Origin of the sequence: Gemmata sp. (genome assembly GCF_051859125.1) — a bacterium.
Classification (GTDB): domain Bacteria; phylum Planctomycetota; class Planctomycetia; order Gemmatales; family Gemmataceae; genus Gemmata.
Map to the genome: position 1 here is coordinate 40,277 of NZ_JBHYGG010000168.1, position 25,706 is coordinate 65,982.

General features: G+C 68.5%; 17 protein-coding genes and 1 pseudogene. 6 read left to right on the plus strand and 12 right to left on the minus strand.

Features of this window, described 5'->3' with window-relative positions; all coding sequences use genetic code 11:
* Nucleotides 1-2: 2 nt before the first annotated feature.
* The 6 genes from ACTIGN_RS15635 to nusG form a co-directional block, all read right to left on the minus strand.
* Entirely contained in the window at nucleotides 3-848 is an 846-nt protein-coding gene (locus ACTIGN_RS15635; protein WP_439625425.1) for an ABC transporter permease, read from the minus strand.
* Complete coding sequence (locus ACTIGN_RS15640) at nucleotides 845-1,615, minus strand: class I SAM-dependent methyltransferase (RefSeq protein WP_439625427.1); 771 nt, start codon at nucleotides 1,613-1,615, stop codon at nucleotides 845-847. Before ACTIGN_RS15640 ends, ACTIGN_RS15635 begins: the two co-directional genes overlap by 4 nt.
* Nucleotides 1,612-2,751, minus strand: a complete 1,140-nt coding sequence (locus ACTIGN_RS15645; RefSeq protein ID WP_439625429.1) for a glycosyltransferase family 4 protein — start codon at nucleotides 2,749-2,751, stop codon at nucleotides 1,612-1,614. The genes ACTIGN_RS15640 and ACTIGN_RS15645 overlap by 4 nt, the downstream gene beginning before the upstream one ends.
* Nucleotides 2,748-4,124 carry a hypothetical protein gene (locus tag ACTIGN_RS15650; protein ID WP_439625431.1) on the minus strand — a complete coding sequence of 459 codons (1,377 nt, stop codon included), beginning with the start codon at nucleotides 4,122-4,124 and terminating at the stop codon, nucleotides 2,748-2,750. The genes ACTIGN_RS15645 and ACTIGN_RS15650 overlap by 4 nt, the downstream gene beginning before the upstream one ends.
* Nucleotides 4,124-5,293, minus strand: a complete 1,170-nt coding sequence (locus tag ACTIGN_RS15655; RefSeq protein WP_439625433.1) for a glycosyltransferase — start codon at nucleotides 5,291-5,293, stop codon at nucleotides 4,124-4,126. Before ACTIGN_RS15655 ends, ACTIGN_RS15650 begins: the two co-directional genes overlap by 1 nt.
* 193 nt (nucleotides 5,294-5,486) lie before the next feature.
* Entirely contained in the window at nucleotides 5,487-6,092 is a 606-nt protein-coding gene (nusG, locus tag ACTIGN_RS15660) for a transcription termination/antitermination protein NusG (RefSeq protein WP_439625435.1), read from the minus strand.
* 406 nt (nucleotides 6,093-6,498) lie between these two features.
* On the opposite strand from nusG, the gene ACTIGN_RS15665 reads away from it, so the two are divergent.
* A complete protein-coding gene (locus ACTIGN_RS15665) occupies nucleotides 6,499-7,755 on the plus strand; it encodes a TIGR02996 domain-containing protein (protein ID WP_439625437.1) in 1,257 nt (418 codons plus the stop codon).
* A gap of 732 nt (nucleotides 7,756-8,487) precedes the next feature.
* Complete coding sequence (locus ACTIGN_RS15670; RefSeq protein ID WP_439625439.1) at nucleotides 8,488-8,793, plus strand: hypothetical protein; 306 nt, start codon at nucleotides 8,488-8,490, stop codon at nucleotides 8,791-8,793.
* Nucleotides 8,794-9,379: 586 nt separating this feature from the next.
* Here ACTIGN_RS15670 and ACTIGN_RS15675 read toward each other — a convergent pair.
* On the minus strand, nucleotides 9,380-10,567 hold the full coding sequence (locus ACTIGN_RS15675; RefSeq protein ID WP_439625441.1) for a leucine-rich repeat domain-containing protein: 1,188 nt from the start codon (nucleotides 10,565-10,567) through the stop codon (nucleotides 9,380-9,382).
* A 138-nt stretch (nucleotides 10,568-10,705) separates the two neighbouring features.
* On the opposite strand from ACTIGN_RS15675, the gene ACTIGN_RS15680 reads away from it, so the two are divergent.
* On the plus strand, nucleotides 10,706-10,834 hold the full coding sequence (locus tag ACTIGN_RS15680) for a hypothetical protein (protein ID WP_439625443.1): 129 nt from the start codon (nucleotides 10,706-10,708) through the stop codon (nucleotides 10,832-10,834).
* A gap of 167 nt (nucleotides 10,835-11,001) precedes the next feature.
* Here ACTIGN_RS15680 and ACTIGN_RS15685 read toward each other — a convergent pair whose 3' ends face one another.
* Nucleotides 11,002-11,181 (minus strand): hypothetical protein, encoded by a 180-nt coding sequence (locus tag ACTIGN_RS15685; RefSeq protein WP_439625445.1) that lies wholly within the window; start codon nucleotides 11,179-11,181, stop codon nucleotides 11,002-11,004.
* A 35-nt stretch (nucleotides 11,182-11,216) separates the two neighbouring features.
* On the opposite strand from ACTIGN_RS15685, the pseudogene ACTIGN_RS15690 reads away from it, so the two are divergent.
* The 3 genes and pseudogenes from ACTIGN_RS15690 to ACTIGN_RS15700 all read left to right on the plus strand — a co-directional run.
* Nucleotides 11,217-11,589, plus strand: a pseudogene (locus ACTIGN_RS15690) (helix-turn-helix domain-containing protein); the annotation flags it as partial.
* A gap of 132 nt (nucleotides 11,590-11,721) precedes the next feature.
* Nucleotides 11,722-12,711, plus strand: coding sequence for a PAS domain-containing protein (locus tag ACTIGN_RS15695; RefSeq protein WP_439625447.1), 990 nt, complete (start codon nucleotides 11,722-11,724; stop codon nucleotides 12,709-12,711).
* A gap of 253 nt (nucleotides 12,712-12,964) precedes the next feature.
* Nucleotides 12,965-15,982: a protein kinase domain-containing protein gene (locus tag ACTIGN_RS15700; RefSeq protein WP_439625449.1), complete on the plus strand. Its 3,018-nt coding sequence runs from the start codon at nucleotides 12,965-12,967 to the stop codon at nucleotides 15,980-15,982.
* Between the two features lie 143 nt (nucleotides 15,983-16,125).
* Here ACTIGN_RS15700 and ACTIGN_RS15705 read toward each other — a convergent pair whose 3' ends face one another.
* The 4 genes from ACTIGN_RS15705 to ACTIGN_RS15720 all read right to left on the minus strand — a co-directional run bounded on the left by ACTIGN_RS15705 (nucleotide 16,126) and on the right by ACTIGN_RS15720 (nucleotide 25,423).
* Nucleotides 16,126-18,330 carry a c-type cytochrome domain-containing protein gene (locus ACTIGN_RS15705; RefSeq protein WP_439625451.1) on the minus strand — a complete coding sequence of 735 codons (2,205 nt, stop codon included), beginning with the start codon at nucleotides 18,328-18,330 and terminating at the stop codon, nucleotides 16,126-16,128.
* A 615-nt stretch (nucleotides 18,331-18,945) separates the two neighbouring features.
* On the minus strand, nucleotides 18,946-21,354 hold the full coding sequence (locus ACTIGN_RS15710; protein WP_439625453.1) for a DUF1549 and DUF1553 domain-containing protein: 2,409 nt from the start codon (nucleotides 21,352-21,354) through the stop codon (nucleotides 18,946-18,948).
* Nucleotides 21,355-21,526: 172 nt separating this feature from the next.
* A complete protein-coding gene (locus ACTIGN_RS15715) occupies nucleotides 21,527-24,067 on the minus strand; it encodes a PPC domain-containing protein (RefSeq protein WP_439625455.1) in 2,541 nt (846 codons plus the stop codon).
* A gap of 63 nt (nucleotides 24,068-24,130) precedes the next feature.
* Nucleotides 24,131-25,423 carry a DUF1501 domain-containing protein gene (locus ACTIGN_RS15720; protein WP_439625457.1) on the minus strand — a complete coding sequence of 431 codons (1,293 nt, stop codon included), beginning with the start codon at nucleotides 25,421-25,423 and terminating at the stop codon, nucleotides 24,131-24,133.
* Nucleotides 25,424-25,706 lie beyond the last annotated feature (283 nt).

A 25,706-nucleotide genomic window follows, 5' to 3' on the forward strand; every position in this document is an offset into this window, starting at 1 on the left:
GGTCACACCACGTCGGCAAAGGTCTTCTCCATCCGCTTGAAGTAATACAGCCCGCCGGCGAGCAGGACTGCGACCACGGCGGCGGACACGCCCATAAGCCCCCAGTCGGGGGCGTCGGTGCCGAGCAAGGCCCACCGCGTGCCCTCGATGACCCCGGCCATCGGGTTCAAACCGTACAGGGTGCGGTACTGCTCGGGGACGATGCTCGCCGGGTACGCCACCGGGCTGACGAACAGCCAGAACTGTGTGAGGAACGGGATCGTGTACCGCACGTCGCGGTACTGCACGTTCAGGGCACTCAGCCACAGCCCGATCGCCAGCGCCGTCGCCACTGCGAACAGCGTGAGGACCGGTAGCGCGAGGATCGCGGCCGTCGGCACGACGCCGAACAGCGCCATCGCGATCAACACGAGCACCAGGGTGACGCCGAAGTCGACGAGCCCGGACAGGACCGACGCGACCGGGACGATGAGCCGCGGGAAGTACACCTTGGTGATGAGCCGCTGCTCGGCCACAAGGCTGTTGCTCGACTGGGTGAGGGCGTAGGCGAACAGTTGCCACGGGAGTAGGGCCGCGAGGACGAACAGGGCGTACGGCTGGCCGTCCGACGGGAGCTTGCCGAGCTTGCCGAAGAACACGGCGAACACGGTCATGGTCGCGAGCGGCTGGAGCACGGCCCACGCGACCCCGAGGGCCGTCTGCTTGTACCGCAGCTTGACGTCCCGCAAAGTGAGGAAGAACAGCAGCTCGCGGTACCGCCACACCTCGGCGAGGTTCACGGCCCGCCACCCGCCGCTCGGGCGGATGCGGACGACTTCGGTCGGTGCGGGGCCGGCCGGGGTGTTCACGCGGCCCCCTTCGGTCGGCACACGAACCACGCCTGGCTGCTCGCCAGCCCGCCGAGCCACCCGAGCGGGGAGAAGTGCGTCGCGTCGAGTGTCAGGTGGTGCCGGACCCGCTCCCGCAGCGCCCGCCAGTTGAACCCGTAGTGCGACAAGGACTCGGCCCCGGGCGGGCCGTACACGGGCCGCGGCAGAGTGGTGCCCTTCCCGGCGGTGAGCATCTTCAGCGCGTTCAACGGGGTGTAGGTCTCGTAGTACCTGTAGTCGCTCAGCCCGCGCCACGCGGCCGCCGTTCGAACGGCGTACTTGAGGAGGAACGGCGGGCCGGTCTCGACGGGCACGCTGATGACGACGCGGCCGCCGGGCTTGCAGAGTCGCCCCAGGTCGGCGAGCACCACCTCGACGACCGGGGTCGGGCAGTGCTCCAGGGTCTCCATGCAGGTGACCACGTCATACGCCCCGGCGTGCTCGGGTGCGGCGAGGTCGCGGACGTGGGCGAACCGCACGCCCGGGCGGTCCGCGAACCGCTCGGCGCAGTCGCGGAGTTGGTCCGCGGCCACGTCGGCACCGACCGCGGTCCCGACCCGGTCCGCGACCATCGCGAGGAACGTCCCGTCCCCGCACCCGTAATCGAGCAGTTGCCCCACCGGGCCGGTGCCGATGAGTCGCCGGGCCGTCTGGAACCGCGCGCCGTGGCTCCAGGCGATGACGGAACTCTTGCAGTTGAGCTGCTTCTCGTAGTAGTGCCCGGTCTTCGTAGCGATCTCGCTCACGTCGCCTCCCCGACGGCGCGGAGGAAGGTTCGGGCCATCACGTCCCAGGTGTCGGCCCGCAGCGCCTCGGAGAACGGTGCGACGCGGCGGCGGAAGGCGTCGGGTTCGTGCCGCCAGTGTCGGAGCCGGGCCGCGAGGTCGGCGGCGCTCTCGGGGTCGTGCAGGAGCAGGTCGGCGAGGTCCGCGGGGTAGCGCTCGGCGACCCCCGCCCCGGCCGAGACGATCGCGGGCAGCCCGCAGCAGAGCGCCTCGTGGACGCCCAGCCCGTAGGCCTCGTACCGGGTCGGCGACACGAGCGCGTCGGCGGCCCGGAGCAGGTCCGGCACGTCGGAGCGGAACCCGAGGAAGCGGATGCGGTCGCCCAGGCCGGCGTCGGCCGCGCGTCGCTCCCAGAGCGGGAGTTCCGCCCCCCGCCCCACGACGACCAGGACCGCGTCCCAGTTCGGCGACTTGCTCAGCTCGTGCCACGCGGCGAACACGGTGTCGAACCCCTTGCGGCGGTCGCCGAGCGCGCCGACGAACGCCACCACGGGGCGGTCCGCGGGCCACCCGAGCCTCGTTCGCAGCGCGGCTCGGTCGGCGTCGGACGCGGGGTGGAACTTGGCGGCGTCGCACCCGTAGTAGACGGTCACCGCCCGCTCGGGCCGGACCCCGAGCCGGTCGATCACGGCGCGGCGGGTGACCTCGGAGTTGCAGACGACGACGCGGGCGGCATGAACCGCCCGGCGCTCCTCGCGGCGGTTCATGCGGTCGGTGATCCGGGCCTTGAGCCGGTTCCGCCACGACCCGGCGGCGGTGGGCCGGTACGCGGCGTGGACGTAGTGGATCCAGTTCACGTCGGCGACGAGCGCGTTGCCCCCGTTGACCACGACCCGCCCCCCGGTCGCGAGGCGCGCCTGCCCCGCCCGCCGCCCCGCCCACGCGAGCGGGAACCGGCCGAGGGAGTACGCGCCGAGCGGCTTCGGGACGGTGCGAACGGTCACGCTGGGCCGGGCCGCGAGGTCCGGGGCCACCCGGTGCGCGACGAGTTCGACCGGCCGCCCGCTCGCCGCGAGGTACTCGGCCAGCGCGTAGTTCGCCCGGTCCATCCCGCCGGTGGTGACGAAGTCGCCGGTCACGAGCGTCCACCCGGTCACCGGCGGTCGGCCTCCGCGAACGCGGTGTAGAGTGCGGCGTTGAGCACCCAGAACATCATCCCGCTCTGGCTCAGGAACGTGCTGTACCCGGCGGTGCTGATGAGGACCGACACGTCGTACCCGGCGACGACCGCGGCGAGTGCGGCCGAGGCATTGTCCCGCAGGGTGAGCGTGAACCGCACCGCGTGGGCGATCGCCCCGCCGATGGCCGTGTACCCGGCGAGCAGGAGCAGGAGCCCGCCGTCGTACACCCACGCGGTCGCCTGGATCTCGGCCCACAGCGGCGGGGAGTCAGGGTTGGTGGGGGTGCCGAAGTACACGAACATCATCCCGTACCGCCCGAGCCCGGCCCCGAGCGGGTGCGCTGGCAGATCCTCGGTGAGCGTCGATTCCAGGAAGTGCCCGCGGTTGGCGTGGTACACCTTCCCAGGGTCGTCGTCGAGGAGCGTGGCGAACCGGTCGGTCACGCCGGTGCCCACGGCGGCGGCCCAGGCGAACGCCCCGACCGCGGCGGCCGCGGCGACCCCGGCGATCCCCGTGGCCCGGCCGACCTGCCCCCGCACGGCCAGCGACGCCACCAGCCCCGCGATGCTGAGCGCCGTGACGACCAGTGTGGAGCGGACGTGCGACAGGTAGATGCAGAACAGGCCGACCGGCACGGACGCGGCCCCGAGCGCCTTCGGCACCACGCCCCGCGCCCCGAACAGGAGGACCCCGACGAGCGCCGCGAAGCTTCCCGAGCCGGCCGCCCCGCCGGGCGAGTCGGTCAGCCCGGCCGGCCTGTAAACTTTCGTACCATCACTCAGTTCGACCATCAGCCCGTCCGCGTTCACGCCCGACATCTGCTTGACGAACTCCGGGTCCGGGGCGAACCGGCCCGGGTCGTACACCTGGAGCACGCCGACCGCGGCGCTGAGCGTGTGGAACGCCCAGAGCAGCAAGATCACGTTCGCGAACGCGAGCGGGGTGACCGCGATCCGCGGCACCCAGAACACCGGGCACCAGATCGCGAGGTAGAACACGACCGTCGCGACGCCGGCGGTCGGCGTGTTAAGCCCGGGGTGGAGGAGCCCCAGGGCGAGGACCGCGAGGAGGAGCACGACGAGCGGGGCCACCGGGTGCCGCCGCCCGCCCGCGGGGACTGCCACCAGCAGGCCGAGACTGACCGCGAAGGTCCCGATCCGCAGGAGCGTCCGCCCCGGCCCGAGCCCGGGGACCAGCAGCGCCGTTTGGAGCACCATCTGCAAGCCGACGAACCCGTACAGCCACCACGGAGATGCGAGTCCCAGGGCTCCCGCGGCACCCGGCAGCGCGGCGGCCGGGCTCCGGGTTGCGACCGCTGCTCCAACGGACGTGATGTGCGGGAGTGCCACTAGGTCCGAACGCCCCCGTAGATTGCCAGACTCCGCTCGGCCATCGCCCCGTGGTCGAACTCGGCGGCGGCTCGCTCTCGCCCGCCGGCCGCGAGCCGCGTCCGCAGATCTGACTCGACGAACAGCCGGTCTGCCGCGGCCGCGAGCGCCCCGGGGTCACCGGGCGGGACCGTCAGCCCCTCCTGCTCGTGCCGACACACCCACGGCACCCCGCTGCCCGGGATCGCGGTGTTGATGACCGGGCAGCCCGCCGCCATCGCCTCCACCTGCACGAGGCCGAACCCCTCGCTCCGCGCGACACTCGGGAACCACAGCGCCGTCGCCGCCCGGTACGCGCCGACCACCTGGTCGGCGGATGCGTGCCCGTGGAACGCGACGCGGTCCGTCACGCCGAGGTCGGCCGTCAGCGCCCGCAACTCGCCCTCCATCGGGCCGGTGCCGATCACCAGGAGCCTACCCGGAACCGATCGCATCGCCTCGACTGCCACCCGAAACCCCTTGTAGTAGATCAATCGACCCACGCAGAGCCACAGGGGCGACCCGTACTTCAGTCGCAAGTCCCGCTCGGTGGCTAGCGCGGCCGGGCTCGGGTCGCGGAACGGGGTCAGGTCGATCCCGAGGGGGAGGACGTCGACTTTCGAACGGTGCCCCTGCAACAAGGGAGACCCATCAACGTACCCAGGGCTATCCGACAGGATCCGGACGGCGCGGCGGTACACGGCCCCTTCCAGAGGGCGGATCAGGTGCTTGAGGAGGCGCTGGCGGATGATGTCGCTGTGGTGGGTGACTACGAGCGGCCGGGCCGCGGGACAGGCGAGGACGCCGAGCATCATGGTCACGTTCGGCGTGTGCAGGTGCCAGACGTCGGGCCGCCACCGCACCAGTTTGCGAAACGCGCCGGGAAGGCCCGGAACGACGTCGAGCTTGGCCACGTTCGCCACGCGGCCGACCCGCGTGACCCGCACCGGGCCATCGCACTCCTCGCGGTCGTGCGTCCGGGTGAGCCGCTCGAAGGTCGCGTCGCGGCCCGAAGCGTCCGCGTGGTTGACGACCAGCACCCGGACCTCGGCCCCGAGCGCCGCCTGCCCCCGGGCGAGGGTCCGCGTGTGCTCCTCGATTCCCCCCGGCGACGGCGGGTAGTACTTGCCGAGGTGGGCGATTCGCAGCATTCGGGTCGACAGCGGGTAACGCTCCGCGAGCCTCGCGCCCGGCCCCAAGAGGCCGTCGAGTCCGCCCGCATGTGTCTCGGGGTGCGATCCCGTTATAACGGTGCCACTGCCCAGAGTGAACTCACAACTCTCGATTCACTCGAAATCGACGCTAGTTCGGTAAAGCGTCAATCTGATTAGGCTCACGACGCCGTCAAATGACGCGCTGGACCATCCGCTCATCGATCTCAGCTTCGAGTCGGGCACCCAGGAACGACACTTCGATCACGAGCACCCACCGGTTGGGTTTGGCCCGGAGCACGCGCCCTTCGTGTCCGGCGAAGGAGCCGCCCGTGATCCGCACCGCCTCGCCGACCCCGCCGACGAGGCGCTCCTGAACCAGGTGACGGTCCTTGAGCAGGTCCGCAATGCCCCGCAACTCGATCCGCAGAGCCTCGCGGTCGGGCGGCCGCAGCACCTGGGCCACCCGCGAGCGCGTGCCCGGACTGAGGAGCTTGCTCGTCAGAAAGTCCGGCTCGGAACAGAACACGTAGCCCGAGAACACGGGAACGATGGCGGCCCGCCGCTTGCCGTGCGAGGTCGTGAACCGGGTCATCAGGGGGAGGAAAACCGGGATCCGAGCGGACGCCAGGGTTTCGGCCAGTTGCTTCTCCCACCGCGCCGATGTTCTGAGGGCCGCCCACGCTTCGACCCCGACCGGAAAGGGAGTTTGTTCGCTCATGCCGCCCCACGTGTTACCTGGGTTCCTGAACACTGTTGAGAGCTGCGGGGGAGAGGGCTTTTTGCGGCCCAGCACCATGCTACCCCGCCTGAGTGTGCCGCAGCAATGGTATGCCGGCACGCGAATCCGACGCACCGCGGGGCCGTTGTTGCGATCTAGGGGGACCCGTCCTTCATGCGGCACCCCGCGACGACCCCGCACGTACTGGAGACGGCCGATCCCGTTTGACTCGGAACTATGGCCCGGCCACTCCGCCGCACGATGGAACAACGCCGCGACCTGTCGGCGGCCGCAGACCGGTCTGGCAATCAATTGTACTAGCGGTGCATCTTCCCTCGCTCCTGCACCCCTCCCCACCTCAACGAACAGCCCGACCGCGGGAGGTCGTGTGCGGGGTCCGTCCCCAGTCACGCCCTGGAAACGGGCGGTCGCGTGTGGGAACATGGCACGACAACAGGTTGAGTGAGTTCTCGGGGAGTGAACTGTGTGGGAACACGAGGCGTTAACGGCAGCGATCCGGGCGGCCCCGGGCGAGGACACCCCGCGACTGGCCTACGCGGATTGGCTCGCGGAACAGGGCGAGGAGGCGAGGGCGGAGTTCATCCGCGTGCAGGTCGCGCTCGCCCGTGCGGGCGACGGGGATCACCCAGCTGAGGCGCTCCGGGTGAGGGAGAGCGAACTGCTAGGCGCGCACCGGTCGGCCTGGGTGGGTGAGCGGGTGGCGTTTGCTCCGCTCGAGGCGTGGGTGTTTACGAGGGGCATGCCCGAAGTCCTCGATCTGCGGGACCGGGTTGCCGGCGACGACGCCTTCGTCTCCCTCGCCGCCTGGCCAGGCCTGACCGAACTCATCGCGTTGCACCTCGCGCACAACCAGATCGGACAACCCGGTGCGGCCGCACTGGGATCGACCCCGTACCTTGCCAACCTCGTCATCCTGACGCTCGACGGGACGGGGATCGGCGACGACGGCCTGGCCACAATCGCCGCGTCCTCTCACCTGTCCAGACTCGGTCACTTGAGGGTGGTGGACGAGTACATCGGGTGCCAAAGCGCCGTGGTGATCGCGGCGTCCCCCCACCTCGGGAGCCTCACCACGCTGGAACTCACGGAGAACGCCATCGGGGCGGAGGGTGCGGCAGCGCTGGCGGCGTCGCCCCACCTCACGCGGTTGCGGCACTTGGACCTGGAGACGAACGACCTCGGCGCCTCCGGCGCATCTGCGATCGCCTCGTCGCTGGCACTCGCCGGCTTGGAAAGCCTGAACTTAACCCACAACGGAATCGGGGACACGGGTGCGGGATTCTTGGCCAAGTCTCCAAACCTGTCCCGGCTCGTGATGCTCAACTTGGGCGGCAACGGGATCGGGGACGCGGGCACGACCGCGCTGGCAGTCTCGGGCTCTCTCGCCGCCCTCCGGACCCTGAACCTGGAGGCGAACTCGGTCACCGACGCCGGGGTGGCGGCAATCGCGTCCACCCCTCGACGTTCGGACCTCACGACGCTGAACCTGGACAACAACGCGATCGGCGACGCCGGAGCGGTCGCAATTGCAACCTCACCCACCCTCGCACGCCTCACGTCACTCTATCTGTGGGGGAACCGAATTGGCGATGCTGGGGCGCTGGCGCTGGCGGGGTCACCGTACCTCAAGAAGCTGACTACGCTTGAGCTGAACGAGAACGCGGTTGGCAAAGCCGGCTGGCGGGCTCTGGGTGCGCGATACGGGGTGCGGAAACAGTAACGCACGCGAAACGGTCAAACGTTTCACTTAGTGGAGTCACCTGGTCGGTGAAGGCACGATTCCCCTACGCCCGGGGTCGGGGCGGCGTACGGCACCGGGACCGGCTGCGAGATGCCCTTCTGCGTCGAACGGTGGTGCTGGGCGCTTGAACTGCTCCCGGGGAGTGGCAGCGGGTTGCCGGCCGGGAAGGCGTGCCTTGGGGCGGGAGCATTTCGGCCCACCTGCCGCGCGGCAATCCGTTCGTCCCGAGGCCGATACTGCCCGGACGACCGCGGTCAGTCGTGGTCGGCACTCTGTTCCGCATGGAAGGACCGACCACAGCGGGAGCAGGTCGCGAACCACTGGGCGCCCTCCCGGTCGCGCGTGATGCGACTCTCCCAGTTGCCCTGAAGACGGTGCCAGACGCGGCACCACAAACTCCCGAGAAATGACTGGCCGTTCATGCGGCCTCGACGCGGTGTAAAGGGGTCCGATCGCATATATGTTGTACAGGGGCGGGCCGAGTGATTTACAATCGTAAAAATGTCCGGCGGGCCACCTCTCGCGTCGAAATGACTCGCACCGAGTTGGAGCCTAACACGCCGTCACCGGCGGCCACCAACCGACCACCGCGAAGCCCCGTGTGAAAACGGCGAGCCGCGTCACCGCCAACGTTGTAGTTCGTCACCTTGAAGCAGTTTCTGGACGGGTGTGGCGCGAGGAGGTAGTAGTTGTTCTCGGGGGTTCCGCGGCGTGCCCCCACCGGAGACGTCGACGGGTGTGTTCCTCCAGCAGCCGGGCGGGTCGATCACGACCGTCCTGCCGCTGCCCGCACTGCCGGCGGGTGTGGCCGGGTTCCAGCGGAAGGTGTCGCTGGAGGTTCGACAAGCGGCGGGCGACGGGCGGGTCCGGCCCGTGGTGGGCGTCCCGGACCTGAAACTCCCGTGGACCGGCGGGCAGATCGACCTGGGCGCGAGCCCCGGCAGCACTCAGCGGGTGGTTCTGCCGGTTCGAGCGGTGCAGGAAGGCGACATGGTGAGGCTGGTCGTCGGGAACTGACCCGTTGCCGGCGGTGCAGCCGTTGTCGAGCTTCTCCATCAAGTCCCACCCGGCCTGGGCCTCCTCCAGCGCGGCCCGCAACGTGGCGGGGTCGCCCCCGGCGCACCCGGCAAGGACGAAGGCCTGCAACTCGTCGCGCCCTTGCCCGATCCGAGATGTGGAACGACCGTGTCCAGGCCCGTGCCTCCCGCCCCGCAACCAACCCGGGCGGGGGTCGTGGAGGGGTTGGTCGCGTCACCGGTGTCGCCGGCGAGGGGAACGGGGTGTCATTGGGGGACAGCGGTTCAGAGGGCGAGCGATGACGGAAGCGGAATAGCTGGCGACAACCGACCCGACGCCTATGCTTCGTTTTATCCGCAACACAATCACTGAACGATTGGTTGGCACGGTGGATTGCAGACTGCCCTCGCCTACATCGCGAAGTACACTGCCACTTTCGATCACGAGAACCTGAATCTAAATACCTCCCGGCTAAGGCGGAAGTGGCACAGCGTGCGGTCCGCTTAGAAACCCAGGCATTTCGGCCCGCAGACACTTTCGCCTTTGCTGGGCGGTATTTAGCGCGTCAGCAGGTGACCCCGAATAGTCACCTTTCGATCTTGCACTTCGGCAACGCCTTCAGAAGTTCCTTCCGCCCTGCGGCCGTCACCTTTGTTTCCCGAAGTCTGAGGTGGGTGAGGTTCGTGAGCGCGGCTAACTCCTTCAGTCCTGCATCCGTCACCTGCGTCTGGTCCAGAGCCAGGAAGGTGAGGTTCTTGAGCGCGGCCAACTCTTTCAGTCCTGCATCCGTCACCTGCGTCCCGTGCAAGTAGAGTGTAATGAGGTTCGCCATTTTGGTAATTTCCTTCAGCCCTGCGTCGGTCACATTGGCGCCGTGGAGGCTGAGCCTGGTGACATCCTCGAGTTTGGAAGGCCGTTGTCCTTTGACGTCGGTGGCGCTTATCAACGTGTGGAGCAGATTAGTCTCACGCAACACGGCCAACGCCTCATCCGTCAACTGTGCCTTTCTCAAGGAGAGTGTGGCGAGCTTTTTGAGTGGGGCGAGTTCCTTCAGACCCGCGCCCGTCACCTTCGTGTAGGTCAAGTCGAGGTTGGTGAGGTTTGTGAGTACGACGAGTTCCTTCAGCCCCGCGTCCGTCACGTTGTGGTAGTGCTGCAAGGAGAGCGTGGTGACCTCCTCGGGTTTGGAAGGTCGTGATCCTCGATCGCCGGCTCCCAATGTGTGGAGCAGATTAGTCTCACGCAACACTGCCAACCCCTTATCCGTCAGTTGTGTCACGTCCAAGGCGAGAGTGGTGAGGTCTTTGAGTGGCGCGAGTTCCTTCAAACCCGCGTCCGTCACTTTGGTCCTGGTGAGGCGGAGGGTGGTGAGGTTTTTGAGCGGCGCGAGTTCCTTCAAACCCGCGTCCGTCACATTGGTGTTATTGATGTTTAGGTCAGTGAGGTTTGTGAGTGTCGCGAGTTCCTTCAGCCCCGCGTCCGTCACCCGCGTGCTGTTCAGGTTAAGCCTGGTGAGATTCTTGAGTGTGGCAACTTCCTTCAGCCCCACGTCTGTCACGCCGTGGGAGTTAGCGTCGAGATAGGTTATGTCCGTACGCCTGGCGACTACTTCCTTCAGCCCCGCGTCCGCGTTCGCCCCCCGCGAGAAAGACAACACTACCGTGACAACTGGCATCTTGGGTAGTTTGACCTTGTCTTTGGCGTCATCGGCAAAGGTCGCAGACGAGCTCTGTGCCAGAAACAACATGGCAGCGCCGAGCATTAAACGAGCCATGATCAAGCCTCCGGGTGGGAGAATGATGAGTGTACCGCGCCCCGCACTATCGGTTTTGCATTTCTTGTCCCCGCTTGGCTGACTTCGGACGTTATTGCCCTCGCCGAAGGCATTCGCCAGGACCGGGCCTTCGACCGGATGCCGATCCTTGCCGACGCCCATCAAGACGCCGGCTGCGACACCGCCGACATCCTGAACCACTGCCGCGAACCGGGCCAGCACGTGCGGGGGTGTTGGGTCGCCGATCTGGTGCTGGGCAAGGCGTGACGCGCGAGGTGAAGGCATCGCTCGTGAAGGCAAACCAAGACCGCTCCGAAATGTGGAATGCCCGTGTCCCGCCCCGTGCCTTCCCCTCTCGCACCCGACCCGCGCGGCGTGGTCGCGGCTGGGTTGTGCTCCACTTCGCACTGTCCGATACTTGCACTGTCGAAGTCCTAACTCGCCGCGGAGCGGGATGGGCCGAGCCCGGCGACGACGGTCTTGCCGCCCCCGCACAGTGGGACCCCGCGCGCCATGAGCGCGGCCGCCCCCGGCCCGTACCGCATTCCCGGCTCCGGCGTCCGCTTCCTGTGGCCCTCCTTGCGGAACCAGACCCCGGCCCCGGTGCGAGCCACCAGGTCCCTCGCCACCGCCCGGTACGCCGCCAAGCTGGCTGCGGGACCACTTCGCCGAGCCGCTCCGGATCGAGACGCTCGCCGAGCACGTGGGCATGAGTCCGTCGGCGCTCCACCTCCACTTCAAGCACGTGGCCGCCCTGAGCCCGCTCCGGTACCAGAAGCGGCTCAGGCTCCAGGAGGCGCGGCGGCTCATGACGGGGGGTCGGGCTCGACGCCGGCGAGGCGGCGTTCCGGGTCCGGTACGGGAGCCCCTCCCAGTTCGGCCGGGAATACCTGCGGATGTTCGGGACCTCTCCGCGGCGTGACGTCACTTCGATCCGAAACACCACGCCTCCAGAGGTCGTGCCGCTCACCACATCGGCCGGCAGCTCGCCGCCCCCCCCGTCCACGACTTCAGTAGCTTGACGCCCGCGCCCGGCCCGGAACGCGGTGGCTGGGGTAGAAGGGTTGGGCTAAGCTGAACCACCTTCGCCTCGACCATCAGGGCTCGCGACCGGCTGGCGCCAGGCGGGCCGCGGCCGACCGCAGCAGCACCTCATGAGCGAACACCGAAACGGAATGCCCAACGCCGCGGTCGCCACCGACCTGACACAGATCCGCGCCGTCGTCGACCATCTGCCGCAGCCCGCTTGGACGTGCCGCCCGGACGGGCACGTCGACTACCTGAACCGCCGGTGGTCGGAGTACACGGGGGTGCCCGAGGAGGAGCACCACGCGGGCGGCTGGCTCGCCGCCGTCCACCCCGACGACCGCGAGCGCACCAAAGAGGTCTGGGACGCGTTCGTCGCCGGCGCCGAGTACGACGTCAACTACCGGCTCCGCCGGCACGACGGGGCGTACCGCTGGTTCAAGACCCGCGGCACCCTCGTCCGGGATGACGCGGGCGTGCCCGTCCGGGTGTTCGGCACGACCACCGACATCGACGACCAGAAGCAGGCCGAGCGCCGGTCCACGGCGATCCTCGAGAGCATCACCGACGCGTTCTTCGCTCTCGGGCGCGACTGGCAGTTCACCTACGTGAACAAGCAGGCCGAACGCCTCCTCGGCCGCACCCGGCACGACCTGGTGGGCAAAAGCATCTGGGTGGAGTTCGCCCCGGCGCTGGGCACCGAGTTCGAGCGGTGCTACCGGAAGGCGGCGGCCGAGGACGAGGCCGTGACGTTCGAGGCGTTCTACCCGCCGCTGGACACCTGGTATGAGGTGCACGCCTACACGGACGGGCACCCTCACGTGCGGATCGCCGCGGCCCAGCACGGAAGCTCTTCCCCACGCTCGGAGTCCGCTACGGGGGTGAGGATGGGGCTCGCACTCATCTCTGGCAGCCGACGACCACCGCGCGGCGGCGATCACCGGCTCGGCGTTCGACCGCACCGGACGGGATCTGCGTCACCCGCGTCACGACGGACCCGAACCGCCCGAAAAGAATCTCCTCAGCCCGTGACGCAGCGAAACGGCTTGCGTCACCTCTCCGTCGCCCCGGGTCACCCGCCCCCGGGCCGTGATTCAAGTCATTCAGCCGGCTCGTGACGCGGGTGACGCAGCTGACGATAGGATCGTGAAACGCGTGCCGGGTCGGGGGTGATGTCGGGGTTGGAGACGTGCCCATCACCTCCGCCCGAGCTTCATACCATTCGCTGCCCACCATTCGTGGGGATCGTGGGGAAGACCAATCCCGGTGACAGCCCAGCGCGCCCGATTCTCGATCCGGTCGGCCGCGCGATTCGCCGCTTGCCCAACCCGCCCGCCGCGGCCATACTCGGGCGACACCCAAGGGCCGCCCTTGCTCGCGTTCTTCCACTGCGTCGCCGAGGCGGTCGCCGAGCACGGCTTCCGCGGGCTCGCCGAGATGGTCCCCGGGGGCGGGTACGCCGCCGACGTGGCCAGCTCCGTGTGGAAGAAGTACCGGGAGCGGCGGAAGGACGCCGAGATCCGCGAGGACATCCAGCAACTGGCCCGAATGAGCTTCGAGCAAGCGCGGCGGGCGGCGGAGGCGGTCGCCCGCGGGGCCGCCAGCGGCCCGGACTCGCCGATCGAACTGGAGCTGTGCCTGTCGCAGATCCCCGGTGCCGTCCAGCAGTCCCTCAAGCGAACCGAGGACCCGACCGGCACCACGGTGCCCGGCGCGTTCAGCCTGACCTCGGCCGACGACGTCATGAAGCTCCTCCCGTCGCGGCCGCCCCGCTTCCGGCCGGGGTCGGCGCTGCCCGGGAGGCCGGGCTGGGTGCTCGAAAAGCCCCTTGGCGTGGGCGGGTTCGGCGAGGTGTGGCTCGCCCGCCACCCGCAGATGGCGTCCCTCGTCGGCGCGGTCAAGTTCTGCCACGGCCAGCAGGCCCGCGACCTGAAGCACGAGAGCACCCTGATCGACCGCGTGATGTCGGCCGGGGCGCACCCGAACATCGTCCCGCTGAAGGACGTCCATCTCGAGGGCGACACGCCCTGGCTGATGTACGAGTACGTCCCCGGCGGCGACCTGGCCGACTGGCTCCGCGGGCTCCAGCGGAGCGCCCCCGAGCAGCGGGTCCGGCAGGCCACGGCCGCGCTGCGGCAACTCGCCGGGGCCGTCGGGCACTTCCACCGGATGACGCCGCCGGTCGTCCACCGCGACCTGAAGCCGGCGAACGTGCACACCGACAATGTGAACCGCCGGCTCCGGATCACGGACTTCGGGATCGGGTCGGTGGTCGCACAGGCGGCGCTGGTCGCGGACGCCCGGGGGCTGACCTCGCGGGCCGGGCGGCTCGCGTCCTACCTCCAGGGGTCGCACACCCCGCTCTACGCTTCGCCCCAGCAGCGGGCCGGCGCCGCCCCCGACCCGCGGGACGACGTGCACGCCCTCGGGGTCATCGGCTACCAACTCATCACCGGCCACCTCGACCAGGGGGGCGGCTCGGACTTCGCCGACGACCTGCGCGAGCACGCGGTCCCGCCGGAGTTGATCGCACTGCTCGGCCGGTGCGTCGCGCAGAGGCCCGACCGGCGGCCGCGTGACGGCGGGGAACTGGGGGTGCTATTGGCCGACGTCACCGCGGCGGCAACGCAACCGGCATCGGCAGTGCCGCCCGTACCCGCACCGCGCGAGCAAGCGCCGGAGAGCACGATCGCCGCTGCCCCCACGATCGCGGCCGCGATTGCCACTCCACCGGAGTCACCGCCGGTCGCCGCCACGCCGGCCGTTACGTCGGGTCGCCCGGTCGCGGCCCCGCCGGTGAGTTCGTCCCCGACGGCCGTCCCGGCTCCGGGCGCGGCGGCGGCGACATCCACGGCAGGTGCGGCCTCGATCGCCGACCGCGGTCACGCGAGTTCCGGGGCGGCCACGCCGGCGGTGTTGACCATCGAGGAAGCCATCCGGCAGTTCGAACGCGACGGCGGAGTACGAGGGGCCACGGCGGTCGCGGGGAACAAGACGTACGGGTACGCGGCCGACCTGCGGTTCAATCCGTGCCGGTGCGGGTGGGACGACCCGGACTACAACTACCACGAGTTCGTCGCCCGGAACGCCCGCGGGACGTGCTACTACGTCGTGCACGGCCTGCGGACGGGAAAGATCACGGTTGGCACGCAGGGCTACCACTGGGCCAACGCCCACGTGCCGGAGTGCGTGGTCGGAGCCGTGCCACGGGAGAAGGCTCCCGCGCGTACCACCCCAGCCCGGCGCAGCCTTGTCCGCACGGGGCGGTTGCTGGAGGAGCGGGACGTGATCCCGTTCGGGACGTGGTGGGTCGAACTACCAGAGGACAGCGGTAGCGCGGCGCCGGGCGACAGCGGCGAACCACTTTCTGGAGACGACCAAGAGATCGGAGACCAGGACGATTGCGAGGGACAACTCGGGGACGGAGACGCCAACGACTGGCAACTCGTCTGCGAGACCCCCGCGCGGGTCGAGATCCGGGAAGGGGAGATCTACTTCATGAGGCTCGCCCCGAGCGACGAGAACGACCTGGCCGGTCTGGGCGCGCTCGCCGACGTCCAGCAACTCGTCACCGTCGGCGTGCGGAACGGCAACGCGCTGACGGCGGCCAGTTACTCGAGCCTGGCCGCCTTCCGCCACCTCCGCGTCCTCGACCTGCGCGGGTGCCGCTGCGACGACGCGGCGCTCAAATACCTGGCGGGCCTGGTGGCGCTGCGGGGACTCGACCTGTCGGGCACGGACATCGACGGGTCAGGCCTCGCGCACCTGGGCGGCTTGCTCAACCTGGAGGCGCTCGACCTGTCCGGCACCCCGTTGACGAGGGCGGACTTCAGCGGGCTCGTTCGGCACCCGAAACTTGAGACATTGTTACTGGACCGGAGTGGCGTCACGGACGCGGCCATTCGAGGCCTCATCGGCATCCCGAATCTCAAACAACTTGGCCTGTCTGAGACGCAAATCGAGGGGTCGTGTCTGCCCTCCCTGAGCGGGATGCCCAACCTGACGGAACTGGACCTCCGGGACACCCCGCTGACCGACGCGGACTTCTCGGGCCTCCCCGGACTCACAAAACTCGAATCGTTGTGGCTGGGGGGCAGTGGCGTGAAGGATGCGGACCTTCACGCGCTCGGTGACATGGTATGCCTGGCGGAATTCGGGCTCGACGGGACCGCTCTGACGGACACCGGGCTCGAACACTGCGCGCGCGTGAAAACGCTCCGGCTGCTCTACGTGAATGAAACGAGGGTCACCGACTCCGGGTTGGCCCACCTCGCACCCTGTGCCACGTTGAACGAGTTGAGCCTCGACGGAACCGATATCGGCGACGACGGGCTCGCCCACGTGGCCCGATTGACCGGCCTGATCTCGCTGTCGTTGGTGGGCTGCTAACGGGTAACCGACGTCGGACTGGGCCACCTCCTCAACTCGTCGAACCTTGAGTCGCTAAACATCGACGGAACGAAGGCTACCCGGAAGGGCGTCGCGAAACTTCGGCTCGCTCTGCCCGATTGCGACATCGAGGGAAAGTGAAGTTACTTCTTCGGCGGCACTGGAACGGGCGTCGGGGTCGGCGGCACAGGGACCGGAACAGGTACCGGTGCGGGTGGCGTCTTCATCGCGTCGACGGCGGCCTTCGACCTCGCCGCGTTCGCGGTTGCGGCGTCGAGCGCGGCCTTCGCGGGGGTGGCGCCGGCCGCGGCCGCGTCGAGTGCGGCCTTCGCGGGGGCGACTGCAGTCGTGGCAGGCGCGACCATCGGCGTGAGAGCCGCGGCGTTCTTCTGGTTCGCGGCGACCGCGGCCATCGCGTCGGTGTACAGCTTCGATGCGGCGGCGAACTTCGCGTTCGCGGCAGCCACAACCGCGGCGGTGTCGGTCGCGGCCTTCCTCGTGGCGGTGAGTTCCACGTTCAACGCGGCGAGTGCGTCGGTCGCCTTCTTGCTCGCGGCGGCGAGGTCGGCGTTCGTCGGCGCCTTCGCGGCGGCGTCGGCGATGGCCTTCGCGGCGACCGCTTCCGCGGCAACGACCACCTCCACGGCGGCGGCCTTGTTCGCGGCAGCCGCGGCGACCGGCGTGGCCTTGTCCACCTCGGCCTTCGCGGCGTCCATCAGCGGCTTGTTCGCGTTCGCGACCGCCGTGTTGTCGGCCACCGCCTTGTTCGCGGCGGCGAGGTTGGCGTTGATCGTGTTCATGTTCGCGACGGCGGCGTTGTAGGCATCGGTCGCGGCCTTCGCCTTCGCCTCGGCAGCGGTGAACGCAGCCTGTGCCGGCGCGACCGCGGCAGTCGCAGCAGCGTACGCGGCCTCGGCCTGCTTGAGCCGCTCGGCCAGTGGCAGCGGGTTCGCGTCGAGCACGGCGAGCACCTTCGCGTCGGCGACGGACCACGTCTTCACGACGCCCGACCAGTCGCCCGCGATCACCTTCGCGTTCTCGTGCGTGACCGCGACGCGGAGTCCCAGGTCGGGGAACGAATCGAACGCCTTCACGGCGGCGCCGTTCTGGTCCCACACCTTCGTGACCTTGTCGCGGCCGGTGCTGGCGAGCTTGCCGTCGTGCGTGAAGCAAACGCCCGCCGCGCCACCGGGGTGGGCGGCCCAATTCTTGATGTTCCCGCCGTTCTCCATCTCCCAGAGCTTGATCGTCGTGTCCTCGCTGCTCGACGCCAGCACGTTCGAGTCGTCACGCCACGACACGTCGGTGATCATCGCCGTGTGCCCGCGGAGGCTGAAGTATTCGCGACCCGTGAACGACTCCCACACGAACAGCCCGCCGTTGCGGTCGCCGGTGGCGAGCAACACGCCGTCGGCGCTATACTCCACGGCGGTCACCCAGTCGGTGTGCTTCTTGATCTCGCGGAGCACGGTGCCGTCGAGCGTGTTGTAAATGCGAACGATCTTCGACGGCCCGCCGACGGCGATCTGCGTCTGGTCCGCGGAGATGTCGGCGGCGAGGATCGCGTCGCTCTCGGCGTTGCCGACCTCGAGCACCTTTTCGCCGGTCTCGACCTTGAACAGCACGGCCTTGCCGGACTGCCCGCCGCGCCCGCCCGCCACCAGCACGAACCGCGCGTTGCGCGAGAACTTGATGCTGTTGATCTGCCCGTGCTCGAATGGAATGAACCCCAGCAGTGCGCCGCTGTCGGTGTTGTACAGGATGACCTGTTTCTGCCCGCCGACGGCCGCGAGCGGCGCCCACGGACTCGTCGCCAGCGCCAGCACCGCGCCGGGCCGCCGCGCGACCACGACCGGCTCGACCTTCAACTTCCCGGCCACGGGCATCGGCGGCGCCCCTTCGGGCCGACCCTTCACGACGGACTTCAGGCCGATGTCGGTCTTCGGCAACACGGGGATGTTGACCTTGCTGCCGGCGTTCTCCTTCGCGCCCTGCTCGATCCACAGCTTCAGCAGCGCGACCTGCTCGGCCGGAATCTTCGGCTGGTTCGGCGGCATCTTCGGCTCTTCCTTGTGGTCGGTGAGCGTGAAGAGTCGCGACTTGTCCGGGTTGCCGGGCGTGACGACCACGCCCGCCGACCCGCCCTGTTGCGTGCTGGCGTACGTGGCGAGGTTGAGGCCGCCCTTTTGCTTGTCGTTGCCGTGACAGTTCATGCAGTGCTGCTTGAGCACGGGCGTGACGTCATCGACGTACGTGGGGTTCTTGGCGTCGGCGCGGACCCGCGACTCGCCGCCGGTCGTGGCGAGAACGAGAGCCGCCACCGCGAACAGGAACATCGATTGCCGCATATCAGGAAGCCTCAAGGGAAGTCAGAGCCATCGGCTGAACCGGCGTGAGAGCCATTGTTTGAACCGGCCGTTCCATTTGTGGTTCAGGGGAACGCCTTCCGCGTCGTACACCAAGTGTTGAGCGCTGGAGTAATGGATGCAACTCATCCGATCCACCAAAACCCCACCGCATCCGGGGTGTAAGTCGCCATTGGACCATTCCGCAATCTTCGTCGAACCACATCGAAGACATCGGGGCGGGGATTGCCGCTGTTCGAGCCAAGCCAATCGGGTTGTAGCGACATCACTTGTCGCAAAGTCCGGATCGGTGATAACGCTGCGCAACGCTTCGAGCGATTCGATTTTTTCGCCTTCGGTTAGCATTTCGCACGATTGACACCAGATCGTGCGAATCATGCACGGTACGCGGCGACCGCCCTGCATCACGTACTCACGAAGGTCGCTCGTGGTCACGTCATACACCCGGCGGCATCGGTCGCATTCAAACTCGGTCGCCCACGCCATTCGCGACCCTATGCAGTGAAAATCCCGATCCCCGCGTAGCCGCGACCCGGAGGGGAGCGTGCCACGTTGGCCCGCGTTCCGCGCTTCCCTCCGGGTCGCGGCTACGCAAGGTTAGTGGTTGAACATGAACTCGCGGGAGTTCATGATCGCCCAGAACACGTCCTCCAGCGCCTGCTGCTTGTTCGGGTTCGCGGTCACCATGTCGGTCAGCGTCTTCATCTCGGCGGCCGTCGGCGCGCGGCTCAGGCACCGCACGTACAGGTGCTCGATGATCTGCGGCGGCGTCTTCTTCTCCTGGAGCATCTTCGCCACCAGGCCGCCCTGCGCGATCTTCGGCTCCACCGTGCCGCCGTTGAGCAGGTGCAGGCTCTGCGACAGCGTCGGCTCCAGGCGCACCTCGCACGAACACACCGTCTCGCGCGTCGGGCGGCCGAACGTCGTCAGGAAGTACGTCGTCACGCCGCCGTCCGCGATCTGCACCGCACGCGCGCCGTTGGGCAACCCCTGAAACTTGTTCTTCGTGTCGGTCACCTGCGTGATCAGGTCGAGCATCGTCTCGGCACGGATGCGGCGGATCGGCCCGCGGGCGAAGTTCCGCGTGTCGCTCTCGTTCGTCTTCGTGGGCTGCGTCGAGCGCTGGTACGTCTGCGACGTGCAGATGTCGCGGACCAGCTTCTTGAAGTCGTACTTGTAGCCGGTGAACCGCTTGCCGAGTTCGTCGAGCAGTTCCTGGTTGCTGGCGGGGTTCGAGATGCGAACGTCGTCCACCTCGTTGATGATCCCCTGGCCGAAGAAGTGCGCCCACACGATGTTCGACAGGTTCTTCGCGAAGTACGGGTTCTCCGGGCTCGCCAGCCAGTTCGCCAGCACCACGCGGCGATCCTTCCCGGCCACGTCGGCGGGGGCGGTGCCGCCGAGGAACTTCGCCGGCATCGGCCGGCCGCGGACCGGGTGGTTCACCTCGCCGCCGCCGCTGTTGAACACGATCAGTTCGCGGGGGTCGTCGCCGGCCTTGCGGCCGATCTGCGTGAAGAACGCCGCGAAGCCGTAGTAGTCGTCCTGCGTCCAGCGGTCGAACGGGTGGTTGTGGCACTGGGCGCACTGGACCCGCATGCCCATGAACACCTGGGCCACGTTCTCCGTCACCTTCAGCACGTCCGTTTCGAGCTGGTAGTAGTTCGTCACCGGGTTCTTGAACGTGCCGCCGTTGGCCCCGAGCAGCTCCTTCACCCACTCGTCGGTCGGCACGTTCCGCGCGATCTTGTCCTGCAGCCAGTTGTAGTAGAGCAGCATCGACTTGTACGAGACCTGGTTGCTGCTGCGGATCTGGAGCAGTTCCGCCCACTTCAGCACCCACAGTTCCGCGAACTCCTTGCGGTCGAGCAGTTCGTCGACGAGCAGCGTTCGCTTGTCCGGGAGCGTGCTCACCATGAACCGGGCGTACTCCTCGGGCGTGGGCAGTTGGCCGATCACGTCGAGGTACACGCGGCGGACGAACACCTCGTCGGAGCAGACGCCGCTCGGCTCGATGCGGAGCTTCTTGAGCTTGTTGTTGACGCCCGTATCGACGTAGTTCGCTTCCGGGGAGTTCGGCCACACGAACTGCAGCGCCTTCGGCAGCGTGATGAACGGCACGCCGATGGTGAACGTGTGGAAGCGGGCCATCACGAACGACTCGCCGCGCTCGCCGGCGGCCACGTCGCCGTTGCCGTCGATCTTCGCGGAGTTCTCGTTGTTGGTGAGGAACAGCGCCAGCGAGGTCACGTCGCGGTCGGTGCCGTCGCTGTACTTCGCCCGCACGACGATCCGCTGCTTCTCGCCCTTGCCGTCGAGCACGGCCGACGGCGGGAACACCTCCATGCTCACCGGCAGCGTCACTGTCGGCGCATCGAGCGGGGCGTCGGCTTCGAGCCAGCGGATCATCGCCTGGTAGTACTCGTCGCCCTCGCTGACCTTCTTGCCGCCGGTGTGCGGAACCTTCCCCGTCGCCTTGTCGATGAGCAGGCTGTCCGCGGGAATGGCGAGGTTGACGCGGCGGCCGTTCAACTCGCGGGTGAGTCGGTAGTGGTCGCCCTCGGGGTCGAAGCCGAACAGCGACAGGCGGAAGCCGTCCTTGCCTCGGGCCGCGCCGTGGCAGCCGCCGACGTTGCACCCGGCCCGCATGAACACGGGCATCACGTCCTGCTTGAACGAGATCGGCTGGTCCTCCTTCGCCCTCAGCACCTTCACCGGCACCTTCACGACCTGCGCGCCGAGCGTGACGGTCATCTCGGTGACGCCGTCCGCGACGGGGTACACGACGGCCTTGTCGAGCCGCACGAGCGCCGGGTTGGCGAACGCGACCTGGGCCTGTGCCGTCACGTCGCGCGTGATGCCGTCGGGCTGCGTGAGTTGGACGACGAACGACTGGCGGTCGCGTGCGGTTTCGAGGCTGATGTCGGGCGGGTAGACGGCGACGGTCTGGGCGCGTGACTCACCGCAGAGGACGCCGAGCACGCAGAGGGAAAGCAAGGAACGCATATCGTTGAGCCTCAAGCGGTGGGGCATCTGATCAGACGGCCAGAGGTTTGCACCCCTGGCTATTACTGGTGACCCCTTTGGGGTCGAAGCGCGAGGCGACGGATCATTTGTCTTTGCCGCCCCACACGGGGCGTCCGCCAGTAGCCAGGGGTGTACACCCCTGGGAGCGTTGTCACTTCTTCGGCGGCTCTTCCTTCTTCGGTTCTTCCTTCTTTGGGGCGGGCGCCCCACCGGCCGCGGCGGCCTTCTCTCGCTCCTCCTGCTCCAACCGTAGTTGCTCCAGGCGCGTCAGCCGCTTCGGTGGCGGTTGGTTCGTCATCGGCATCGGCGGGGGCGTGGTGGCCGCCGGGTTCGGCATCGGCGGGGCCACCGCGGCGACCTTCGGAGGCAGCGGCACGTCGATGCGGAGTTCCGTGCCGCCGACGTTGCCCGTGATGAGTTCGCCGCCCCTGTCGATCACGACCTGGGCGAAGATGCCGCCGTGCTTGCCGACCGGGCTCGTCTTGTCGGCCACGATCGGGAACGCGATCTCCTTCGTGTCCTTCGTGAGTTCCATCGCCTGCGTCGCCACCTTTGCGGGAAGGCCGTAGATCGTCACCTTCGCCTTGCCCTCGAACGGTGTCACCACCGCGACCTTGCAGAATAGTTGCGTCGTCTGGCCCTGCTCCACCGCGGGGCGTTCCATCGTCATCGTCACGAGCGGCGCGGCCACCTCCAGCGTGAACAACTGGCTCGACGTCCACACCGGCCCCTTGCCCGCGTCGGCCACAGCGGTCACCGCGGTCTTCCACTTCCGCGGCGCGGCCGTCGGGGCCGCGTTCATCGGCAGCACGCACTCCGTCGCCTCCGGCGGGATCACGGCCGAGCCCTGAATGCCCAGGCCCGGCGGCGTCCACAGCGGGAACACGGTGATCGGCCCCTTGAAGCCCTCGGCCCGCTTCGCCACGATCCGCAGGTTCAGCACGCCGTTCTGCACGAGCGGCACCTTCGGCTCGATCACGTCGATCGAGTACGGGGCGGCCTCGGCGACCGCGATCGCGGTGCGGTCGGTGTTGTGCCGCGTGTACACCGTCTGCCCCGGTTGCGACACCACGAACGCCGCGTCGAACGCCGTCTTGCTCGGCACCTTCACCATCGGGTCGGCGTGCGTCGCCGTGATCGTCGTGAGGAAGCCGCCCGGCACGGCCGCGGGCGTGGCCTCGAACACGGCGGGCACCACGTTCAGCCCGGGGTCCATCTGGTCGGCGGCGAGCGTGACGCCCGGCGGGAGCTGGCCCAGGCCCATCACGAGCGGGCCGCCGAACTCGGCACGGTTGGCGATCAGCAGCGACGCGTAGCGTCCGCCCTTCGGCACGGTGATCGTCTGGCGGTCCTGGTTCGCGGGGTTGTTGCCGTCCACGCGCGGAATCGTCGTGCTGATCGACGGCGCGACGGGCGTGAGTTCCACGCGGTAGAAGTAATCGGGGCCGCCCTTGCGCAGGTGGTCGTGGACCCAGAGGGTGTAGACGCCGTCCTCGGGAACCGTCAGGCGGAAAGCACTGTCCGGGCCGCCGGCGTCGTCGTTCGACGCGAGCGCGGCACCGGCGGCGTTGCCGAAGTACAGCACCGGGTCGAGCGGCGAGCCGAGCGCACGGGCGTAACAGCGGGCGTCGAAGACCTGCCCCTTCTTGCCGGCGAACTTGAAGAAATCGACCTCGCCGGCGGCGGCGATCACGCCGTTGAACGCCGCGGGCGCCGGCCCCGGAGGCACCGCGGCGCCGGGGCTCGCGGTCGCGGCGGCATTGTTGCCGGCCGACTCGAACACGTTCGGCGCGTCGACGAGCCGGAACCTGAACCCGGTCGGGCTGACGCCTTCGGGCGTCTGGCAGTGCATCCGCCACGTGCCGTTGCCGTCGTCGGCCGGGAGCTTCACCTTCTGCTTGATCGGCCCCGACGGGTCGCCGAGGAACGTGAGTTCCAGTTCCTCGCCGGGCTTGCCACCCGCGGGAACGACGGCCGTGGGCCGCGGGAAGTTGCCGACGTGCAGCCGGTACTGGCAGCCGCCGTTACCGCCGTAAGCGCTCTCGCGGATCTGCACGACGTACTTGCCGTCGGCCGGGATCACGACCGAGCACCCGCCGTCCTGCTGCGCGATCGGCGAGTCGTCGCCCGTTGCCAACTCGAACCGCTTGGCGTCGAGAATCGCGACGTAGGGGTCGAAGAACGCGACGCCGAGCCGCATTCCTTCGACTTCGACCGACAGCCGTTGCCCCTTCTTGCACTCGACGACGTAAAAGTCCTGGTCCTCGGCTTGCACGACGCCGTGAACCGTGACGTTCAGCGGAATCGGCTGCGGCTTGTCGAACTCGCTGTTCGGCTCGACTTCCTCGACGACCGGCAGCGCCCCGACCCAGAAGGTCCGCACCTCGCTGACTCCGCTCGCGGTGCGGACGCGGAAGGCGTGCTCGCCGAGCCGGCAGTCGGGGGCAATGGCGACCATCACCTTGAGGGTGGCGTCGTTGACCACCTCCAGCTTCTTGACCGTGATGCCGGGGTAGTAGGCGAGCACCTCCTGCGCGTCGGTGAGGCGTGCCCCGGCGAACGTGAGGACGGCCTCGGTGCCGCGCTGCGCCCCGCGGGGCTGAATGACGCCGAGGGATGGGGAGGCAGCGAAAGTCGGATCGCACGCAAAGCCGCCAAGAACGCAAAGGGAAGTCAGAATGCGGAACGTCATGGTGCCAACTCCTACTGCTTTTCTCTTTGCGACTGTGCGGCTCTGCGGGAGACTCCTCTTCCCTTACGCCAGCAGTTCCTTGCGCGTCTTGCCCTCGCGCACGATGTCGATCGGCCGGTCGCCCGGCGACATCAGCCGCTTGTCGGCGTCGACGCCCAGGCAGTGGTACACCGTGTGCGCCAGGTCCTCGACCGTCAGCCCGTCCTCTTCCGGCTCGGACGCGGTCGCGTCGGACTTGCCGTAGATGAATCCCTTCTTGATGCCGCCACCGGCCAGCACCACCGAGAACACCTTCGGCCAGTGGTCGCGGCCGGCCGTCGCGTTGATCTTCGGCGTGCGGCCGAACTCGCTCGAAATCATGATGAGCGTGCTGTCGAGCAGCCCGCGGGTTTGCAGGTCGGTCAGCAGCGCCGCGTACGCCTGGTCGAACTGCGGGAGCTGGTTCTTCGTGCCGGCGACGATGCCGCCGTGCAGGTCCCAGCCGCCGTAGGTGAGCGTCACGAACCGCACGCCGCTCTCGACCAACCGGCGGGCCATGAGCAATCGCTGACCGGCGGCGTTACGGCCGTACTGGTCGCGGAGCGCCGCGGGCTCGGCGTTGATGTCGAACGCGGCGCGGGCCTTTTCGCTGCTGATGAGCCCGTAGGCCCGCTGGTAGAAGGTGTCCATCGCGTCGAGGTTGTCCGACTTCTCCTTGCCGGTGAAGTGCGCGTTCACCGCGTCGAGCATGCTGCGGCGGGTCGTGAAGCGGTCCGGGGTGACGCCGCCGGGCAGCGTCAGGTCCTGCACGCGGAAGCCGGCGTTGGCCGGGTCGCTGCCGAGGCTGAACGGGGCGAAGCTGCTGCTGAGGTAGCCGCTGCCCGCGTCCTGGGCCGGCATGCTCGGCACCGCGACGTAAGGGGGAAGGTTGTTCCTGACGCCGAGTTCGTGGCTCACCACGCTGCCCATGCTCGGGAACTTCAGCGCCGGGCTCGGCCGGTAGCCGGTGAACATGTTGTGCGTGCCGCGCTCGTGGGCCGCCTCGCCGTGCGTCATCGCTCGGGCGACGGTGATCTTGTCGGCGAGTGCGGCCGTCTTCGGCAGGCACTCGCTGAACTGCACGCCCTCGAGCTTGGTCTGGATCGTGCCCATCTGCCCCCGGTACTCGACCGGCGCGAACGGCTTCGGGTCGAAGCTCTCCTGGTGGGCCATGCCGCCCGGCAGGAAGATGTGGATGCACGCCTCGGCCTTGGGCTTCTTCGCGCCGGGTGCCGCGGGGGCCGCCGCCTGGAGCCGCATGTACTGGTCGAGCGTGAGGCCCAGCGCGCCGATGGCCCCGACGTGCATGAAGTTGCGGCGGTTCAGCGGGGAACCCATGCAACGGCTCAACAAATTCATAGCGGACTCCTGTCGGGGTCGGGTTGGTTGTAAGTGGAGAGTGTTCGGTGCGGGCGACCGAAGTCGCGTCAGGCGAGTCCCGGAAACGGTCCGGGCGGGAGGCATGCAGTGGGGGCAGGCGGCGAGCTCCGAGAACGACGTGGCGGGGTCATTCTCACAAGTAAAGGGTAGTCGGTCGCGGGGCCGGCGTCAATTCAATCCTTTTAGCCGTAACAAATTACCGTTCAGGTCGTGCTTCATTTAGCCCGGCGTAAACGCCGGG

What these genes read in the sequence shown, in the direction of transcription:
- ACTIGN_RS15680 (WP_439625443.1), top strand. Translation starts at nt 10,706, where the DNA reads ATGCCGATCCTTGCCGACGCCCATCAAGACGCCGGCTGCGACACCGCC.
- ACTIGN_RS15710 (WP_439625453.1), bottom strand. Translation starts at nt 21,354, where the DNA reads ATGCGTTCCTTGCTTTCCCTCTGCGTGCTCGGCGTCCTCTGCGGTGAG.
- ACTIGN_RS15655 (WP_439625433.1), bottom strand. Translation starts at nt 5,293, where the DNA reads ATGCTGCGAATCGCCCACCTCGGCAAGTACTACCCGCCGTCGCCGGGG.
- nusG (WP_439625435.1), bottom strand. Translation starts at nt 6,092, where the DNA reads ATGGTGCTGGGCCGCAAAAAGCCCTCTCCCCCGCAGCTCTCAACAGTG.
- ACTIGN_RS15720 (WP_439625457.1), bottom strand. Translation starts at nt 25,423, where the DNA reads ATGGGTTCCCCGCTGAACCGCCGCAACTTCATGCACGTCGGGGCCATC.
- ACTIGN_RS15705 (WP_439625451.1), bottom strand. Translation starts at nt 18,330, where the DNA reads ATGCGGCAATCGATGTTCCTGTTCGCGGTGGCGGCTCTCGTTCTCGCC.
- ACTIGN_RS15715 (WP_439625455.1), bottom strand. Translation starts at nt 24,067, where the DNA reads ATGACGTTCCGCATTCTGACTTCCCTTTGCGTTCTTGGCGGCTTTGCG.
- ACTIGN_RS15695 (WP_439625447.1), top strand. Translation starts at nt 11,722, where the DNA reads ATGAGCGAACACCGAAACGGAATGCCCAACGCCGCGGTCGCCACCGAC.
- ACTIGN_RS15675 (WP_439625441.1), bottom strand. Translation starts at nt 10,567, where the DNA reads ATGGCTCGTTTAATGCTCGGCGCTGCCATGTTGTTTCTGGCACAGAGC.